The 6940-nt window shown below is 35.4% G+C and carries 7 protein-coding genes; all 7 read right to left on the bottom strand.

The features are described 5' to 3' along the window. On the bottom strand, positions 1 to 684 hold a 684-nt coding region (locus ACIQ2S_RS09640; protein ID WP_396175401.1), incomplete at its 3' end, for a glycosyltransferase family 2 protein. After that, positions 685 to 1926: a UDP-glycosyltransferase gene (locus ACIQ2S_RS09635; RefSeq protein WP_396175399.1), complete on the bottom strand. Its 1242-nt coding sequence runs from the start codon at positions 1924 to 1926 to the stop codon at positions 685 to 687. Next, positions 1923 to 2849, bottom strand: coding sequence for a glycosyltransferase family 2 protein (locus ACIQ2S_RS09630; protein ID WP_396175397.1), 927 nt, complete (start codon positions 2847 to 2849; stop codon positions 1923 to 1925). The genes ACIQ2S_RS09635 and ACIQ2S_RS09630 overlap by 4 nt, the downstream gene beginning before the upstream one ends. After that, the gene (locus ACIQ2S_RS09625; RefSeq protein ID WP_396175395.1) at positions 2846 to 3745 is read right to left on the bottom strand and encodes a glycosyltransferase family 2 protein; all 900 of its coding nucleotides are present in this window, start codon (positions 3743 to 3745) and stop codon (positions 2846 to 2848) included. Before ACIQ2S_RS09625 ends, ACIQ2S_RS09630 begins: the two co-directional genes overlap by 4 nt. 1 nt (position 3746) lies before the next feature. After that, positions 3747 to 4394, bottom strand: coding sequence for an acetyltransferase (locus ACIQ2S_RS09620; protein ID WP_396175393.1), 648 nt, complete (start codon positions 4392 to 4394; stop codon positions 3747 to 3749). Beyond that, positions 4391 to 5464: a DegT/DnrJ/EryC1/StrS family aminotransferase gene (locus ACIQ2S_RS09615; protein WP_396175391.1), complete on the bottom strand. Its 1074-nt coding sequence runs from the start codon at positions 5462 to 5464 to the stop codon at positions 4391 to 4393. Before ACIQ2S_RS09615 ends, ACIQ2S_RS09620 begins: the two co-directional genes overlap by 4 nt. Further along, positions 5461 to 6726 (bottom strand): polysaccharide ABC transporter ATP-binding protein, encoded by a 1266-nt coding sequence (locus ACIQ2S_RS09610; protein WP_396175389.1) that lies wholly within the window; start codon positions 6724 to 6726, stop codon positions 5461 to 5463. Before ACIQ2S_RS09610 ends, ACIQ2S_RS09615 begins: the two co-directional genes overlap by 4 nt. Between the last annotated feature and the right edge of the window lie 214 nt (positions 6727 to 6940).

The following is a 6940-nucleotide window of genomic DNA, read 5'->3' as shown; positions in this document are numbered from 1 at the left end:
CCAAGGATAAAACATAAAATACAAATACCATCCGGCACGAAGTGATTTTCTAAGTCGGGAAGTATAGTCATTTTGGTGCTTTCTAATTTTTACTTCAACCCTGTGATTAACTAAAACTTCCGGCAAATAGTGTACTTCTAAATCGTTAAGAATCAACTGATAACTGGCAAAATCTTCTTCTCCATAAAACTCAAACCACTCCGGATAATTTGGAATCAACCGCCAATGATTCATTCGCCAAACATGTGCACAACCTACAAAACTCTTCACTCGTTCTGAAACCTCCACTGAATCTGTATGCAAAAGTTCCTCTATTCCCCAAAATATTCGCAAGGCAATGACTGCACAGTTGGAATGATTATTGAAGTAATTTTCAATTTCTTCTAATGGATTTTGAGTGATAAAATGTGCGTCATCATCCAGTGAAATGGCAAAAGCTCCTTTACAGGTATTCAACAGTACGTTTCTGTTATGAATCAATCCTTTTGATGTTTCATTTCGTAACAATTGAATTTTTGGATACGTAGTTTTTACAAATTCATACGTGCCATCGGTGGATCCATCGTCATAAAGAATACATTCCAAATCATCTCTGGAAAACAAATAGCTGATTTTAGCTAAAGTTATTTTTAACTCCGCTAACCTGTTTTTAGTGGTAATTACTATTGAATATTTTATTTCCATTTATGTTAAAGTACGCATTATTTTTTTCAAATTTGGCGTGTCACAATAATCAATTAAATCAGTTCTATCCAAACGTTCCGGTTTAATAAGCCAATTTTCATAGAGCTTTTGGATGTTATCTGCTATTTTCAAAACATCGTCTGCTTCGCTCCAATAAGGATAATCATTCCCGAGCAATCTTTTGGTTTCACTTTTTTGCGGAGCCAATAATAAAATCGGTTTGTCTGCTTGCACACAATGTGGAAATTTCCCGGGTAAAAACGGACTTACCTCAGCAATTGCCTCTAAAATAATGTTGACAGCAACTGCATGTTGCAAATTTTGAGAAACTTGATACGGTAAATAGGTGCTTAAACAAATTGTACTAAAAGATGTAAATGTATCTAAAAACTCCTCGTGGTGGGAATTATTACCTAATAATAGCAAGCGTGCATGATTTTTGGCTAACTGATTTTTCTCTAAAAAAAGAAGATACCCTTCAATTAAATATTTTGGATCTCTCTGTTTCATCAAAGCTCCCGCATGCAAAAGGTTAAACTTGGACGAATCAAAAAAATCAGGCAATTCGTCTGTTAATTGAATGTTGGCATTTTGATGTGGAATTATAATTCCCTTTTCCTCCATTTTCGGAAAAAAACGGGTCATCCATTCCATTAATAAAACACTCGGAAAACCAATCCAACGAGCTTTATTTTCCAGTTGATTAAAGAATTTAATTTTTTGTTTATATCCGGGTTCTGTCCAATTGTACGGACTTGGATAATAATGAAAGGGATACGGATCATGAATATAAGCCAACCATTTAGAATGAAAGTCGGAAACTTTTAACAATGCATGATGCGAACGAAAACTTGCTCCTTTACTCAAAGTCAGAACGATATCCGGATTGAAACTTTTCACTCTTTTATCTTTAATCCCGGAGGATATACTGTTACTGTCATTTAAAAAAACGAATGAAAAACCTAATACATTTTCAACAAATTTATTCAAATGAATCGCAGTAAATCGGGTAAAATAGCGTTGCATACGACTCAACAGGAATAATAAATTCCACTTCTTTTCCGGAATCGAAATACATTCTATTGCATTTAATTGAATATTTTTTTGTGTGTAATGAAGAACCAAAAGCTTACAACCAATCTTTTGTAAGTTTTCAATCAAGGCAACATTGGCTTTGGATCCGCTACTGTCATTAACGTCAATAGAATCTACTACAACTACTATTTTTTTAGACTCAATCATTTAAAAATAGCTTTTAAAAAACGGTTAACTTTTAATCGAAATGGCAAGGTTTGATAAAAAATAGTCCATTTCCATTTTTCAACTGTAGATACATTTGCTAAAATTAAAATCCGTTCAAACAAATTGAACTCCTTGAATTGTAACGAGAGTTGAATTAAATACCTCACTATTGGCTGTGATAAATAACCCTTTGCATACAAGTTCTGAACCATTAATTCTATAGCTGTCTTTTTGGAGGCTCTACGAATTGGGTCGTTTGTATAATACTCAGCTGTATTGGATTGTGGATGTTTTCGATTAAAATAAAGCGTATTATTTATACTAATTCCTTTAAGACCATTTGCGATTAAACGGGTATAAAATTCCCATTCTTCGGCATATAATAATTGCTCATTAAATCGCTGACTACCAACGGACTGCTTTCGCCACAAAACCGTACAGGAAGCCATCGGTAAACTGTTTGTAATTACCTGCTCTAAGTCCGTATGATTTATCTCTTGACCTGATTGCAAGACTTCATTTTTAAATTGCAACTTATGATTTTCACTAAAAGATTGTTTTTGATACAAACAAAAATCGAATGAATTGCTGTTTATTCCTTGCAGAGCCAATTCCAAATTTTGAGGATGTACGATGTCATCGTCGTCAAAGAAAATAAGAGTTTCACCACTTGCAATATCCAATCCAAAATTTCTACAACCGGGTAAACCTTTGAAATAGGAACTCGGTCTTTTTTGATAGGAAAATCTGGAATCAGACAACAAATGGGGTTGCAGTATTTCAAATGTAGCATCAGTTCCTCCATCATCAATAATCAAACACTCCCAGTTGGTATAGGTTTGATTTTGAATAGATGCTAACGTTTCTAAAATTAGATGAGCTCTATTGTACGTTGCTAAAATGATGGATACTCCAATCGTCATTTGAATTTATCTTTAATTTTTTTTGTCAAAAAAAGGACGATATCTTTAGTAGTCAGTGCCGTAGTTCTTTTCAACTCCCATAATTTGCTTGTTCCGAAATGATTTGAAAATTGGTCCAATTGTTTGGATATTGCTTGAGTAAAATATTCTTTGGGAGTATTCACAGCAATTTTTCGGTAGTTGACAAGTAAGTTTAGGTTGCTTTTTATATCTTCTAATCTTTTACTTTGATCATTTTTAATGGATGAAAAAACGCCTCCTGCATGCTTTCGATAAGCTGCCATCGTATCATTCATAAAATAAAAATGGCCCTTTTCAAGTAGAGAAAAAGCCAATGCAGAATCTCCGGCTTTTGATTGTAGCGTAAAATCCGGTAAACTAATTTCATTTCTAAAAAGAAGGGATGCTGTTGGATAAACACCTCCTCCATTTAGGACTATTTCTTCAGCTGTTACGGCACCTTCTTGTTTGTCCTGAAAATACAATGTAGACTTTTCGTTTGAAATTACTGAAACATTATGAAAGCAAGCAGCCATTGAATCATTGTTTGACAAAAATTGTACTTGTTTTTCTAATTTGGCGGCATCTGTCCAATAATCATCCCCATCACACAGAGCGATGTAGGTACCTTTTGCTTGTTGCAGAGCAAAATGAAAATTATGCATCATCCCAACATTAGTTGCATGATTAAAATACTTCACCCATGAAGCGTTGGGATGATTTTCAAGTAATTCCTCAATGATTTTATTTGTTCTGTCCGGCGAACAATCGTTGGATAGAATCAGTTCCACGTCAAAGTTGCATTTTTGCATTAAAACTCCTTCCATTGCCTCACGAATAAAATGTTCATGACCATAGGTAATCATCACAACGCTAACGAGTGGTTTGGTTTTCATTTTAAAAAGGTAAAGGAGGTAACTCTTTTTTTATAACCGCAGGAACACCAACTACCAAACAATTATCCGGAACATCTTTTGTAACAACCGATCCTGCTCCAACAATCACATTTTTACCAATTGAAACTCTTGGCAAAATGGTTGCATTGGATCCTATGGTAGTATAATCGCCAATACTACAGTTTCCGGAGACATGAACACCCGGCGACATTTCAACAAACGCACCAATAACCGAATCATGTCCGATGGTGCAATTCAAATTGATTAATGCTCCTTTTTTAATGATAATATCATTTGTGATTACAGTACCTGTCATGATATTGCAGCCAACAGCAATTGAATTTCCAAAATGTCCAATTTTTGCTAAAGGACTGATTGTTCCAACATATTCACCTCCAATTTCTGTAAAATCATCGTATATTTTTTTTCGCAACAGTGGGTTTCCGATGCCAATCGTAAAATGGGAATCAGTATTTTTTATGTACTGAATGGCATCGGATTTATTTTTTAACACCTTAAATTGTCCGTATAAAAAGTCCGGAATAGCTGCATTCACATCATCGTAAAAGACCACTTCATCCAGTTGATTTAACTGATGTAAAATTTCTAAAACTTCTTTTGCGAATCCTTTGGCTCCAATAATTATCATACCGTTTGATTGATTAGTGTCACAATTTTGTTCAAATCAGCCTCCAAAAGGCCTACATATAAGGGTAAACACAAAATACATTTGGCAACATTTTCAGAAAATGGCATCGTTTCGCCAGTTACAAAATCCAACGTATTTAAGGAAGGATAAAAATACCTTCTTGGAAAAATGGCTGCCTCATTTAGTGCTTTTTGAACCTTCAAAAGCGTTGCTTCATTTTCAAAAATAACCGGAAAATAACTGTAATTCCATTCGGTATTTTCGCGAATTTTGAGCTTTTTTATTTTAGAAAAATCCAAAGTATTCGTATAAAACTCCACCACTCTTTTACGATCCAGCAGTATGTCTTTCATATATGGCAAAACTGCTAAGCCCATAGCTGCTTGCAATTCGGAAATCTTGCCGTTGATTCCCAATCCGTGAAATTCAAGCGGCCCGTTATGTCCAAAATTATGCGAATAAAACAATTGATGTTGAAGTGCTTGATCTTTTGCAAAAACAGCACCGCCTTCGCCCGTATGAAATAATTTTGTTGCATGAAAACTGCAGGTGCTTATGTCTCCAAAATCAAATATTGACCGGTTGTTATACATCACTCCAAAACAATGAGCTGCATCATAAATTACTTTCAGGTTGTGCTTTTTTGCAATTTTTTCAATGTACTCTACATGACATGGATTTCCGAAAACATGCGTAGCAAGTATTGCAGTGGTTTTGGTTGTGATGGCTTGTTCAATTTTTGTTTCATCAATAGTCAAATAATCGGGATGAATATCTACAAAAACGGGTCGGCAATTTTCCCAAAGAATCGAAGCGGTTGTGGCTACATAACTAAAAGGTGTGGTTATAATCTGTCCATTATTCCCAAATAGTTTTAAAGCCATTTGCAACGGAATGGTCCCATTGTTCGTAATTAGAATGTGATCAACAGTTAAATAACTTTTCAATTTCGATTCCAATTCAAGAACCAATTCACCACGGTTTGTCAACCATTTATTTGTCCAAATGCGTTCCACTTGCCTTTGATAATCTTCGATGGGTGGCAAAAAAGTTTGTGTGACTTGTATCATTGAACAGACCATTTAAATTGCGGACGAATAAATCCGGGTTCTCTTCCCATATAAACACCTAATTCTCTACCGCCGTCTACAACTGTAAATCCGAAAATATCTCGTTCTACAAAAACAGCGGTTCTTTTATCTTTTATAATAAAAAGTGCTAGCGAATAATTTCCTGATTGGAAAAAATCAGCCGGAATGGTACAAGTCAATTGATTGGTTCCCATTTTTAATTTTGTATCACCTTTGGAATCGTAAAATGAAAATAATGCTTCACCCAATTCATTATACAAGTGATAAGTGATATGGTAATTATCCGGTATAATTTTAAAATCGATTGAAATAATCAATTCAATACCCAAATTTTCTACCAAAGTGTCATTAAAAGATTTGGTTACGTTCTTAACTCCTATCGAATTAAGTGTGAATAATTCTTTCGCATAATTTTCATCATACTTTTTAAAATTGGAAGTGTGCGTGCCTGAATCGTTTAAATAATAGCCGACGCATTCTTCGGAAGTTCCTTGAAAAGTTAAACGACCGTTTTCTAGGACAATTCCGGTTTTGCACAAACTTTTCACAGCAGCCATATTATGACTAACAAATAGAACGGTTCGTCCTTCTCCTTTGGAAATATCTTGCATTTTGCCAATTGCTTTTTTCTGAAATTCAGCATCTCCTACAGCCAGCACTTCATCAATTACCAGAATTTCTGGCTCTAAATGAGCTGCAACGGCAAATGCTAAACGAACAGTCATTCCGCTGCTGTATCGTTTTACGGGCGTGTCTATATACCGTTCACAGCCTGAAAAAGAAATTATTTCATCAATTTTAGTAGCGATTTCACGTTTGGTCATTCCCAAAATAGCTCCGTTTAAAAAAATGTTTTCCCTACCGGTCATTTCCGGATGAAAACCGGTTCCTACTTCCAGAAGGGAGGCAATTCTTCCTCTGGTTTTCACGCTACCTGTGGAAGGTGAAGTTACACGCGAAAGTATTTTTAATAACGTTGATTTTCCTGCTCCGTTTTTTCCGATAATGCCTAAGACATCTCCTTTTTGAACTTCAAAATTGATGTCTTGCAACGCCCAAACATAATCGCTGGTGGCTTTGTTGGAACGGTCATTAGCTTCCCCAATTTTTAAATAAGGATCCTCTTTCCCACGAATGGCATGCCACCATCTATTTAGATCGTGACTCAACGTTCCTGTTCCAATTTTTCCTAAACGGTATTGTTTGGATAGGTTTTCAACCTTTAAAATAGTTTGATTCATTTGAAATTTCAATGGGTTAAAAATAAGGTTATTTTTTGGAATAGGAAAGAGGGGAGATGGAAGATGGAAGATGGGAGATGGAAGATGGGAGATGGAAGATGGGAGATGGAAGATGGGAGATGGAAGATGGAAGATGGGAGATGGAAGATGGGAGATGGAAGATGGAAGATGGAAGATGGAAGATTGGAGATGGGAGATGGAAGATGGAAGAAAG

Origin of the sequence: Flavobacterium sp. (assembly GCF_044371705.1) — a bacterium.
Classification (GTDB): Bacteria; Bacteroidota; Bacteroidia; order Flavobacteriales; family Flavobacteriaceae; genus Flavobacterium.
The sequence above is the reverse complement of the archived record's forward strand: the minus strand, read 5'-3'. Positions and strand labels throughout refer to the sequence as shown.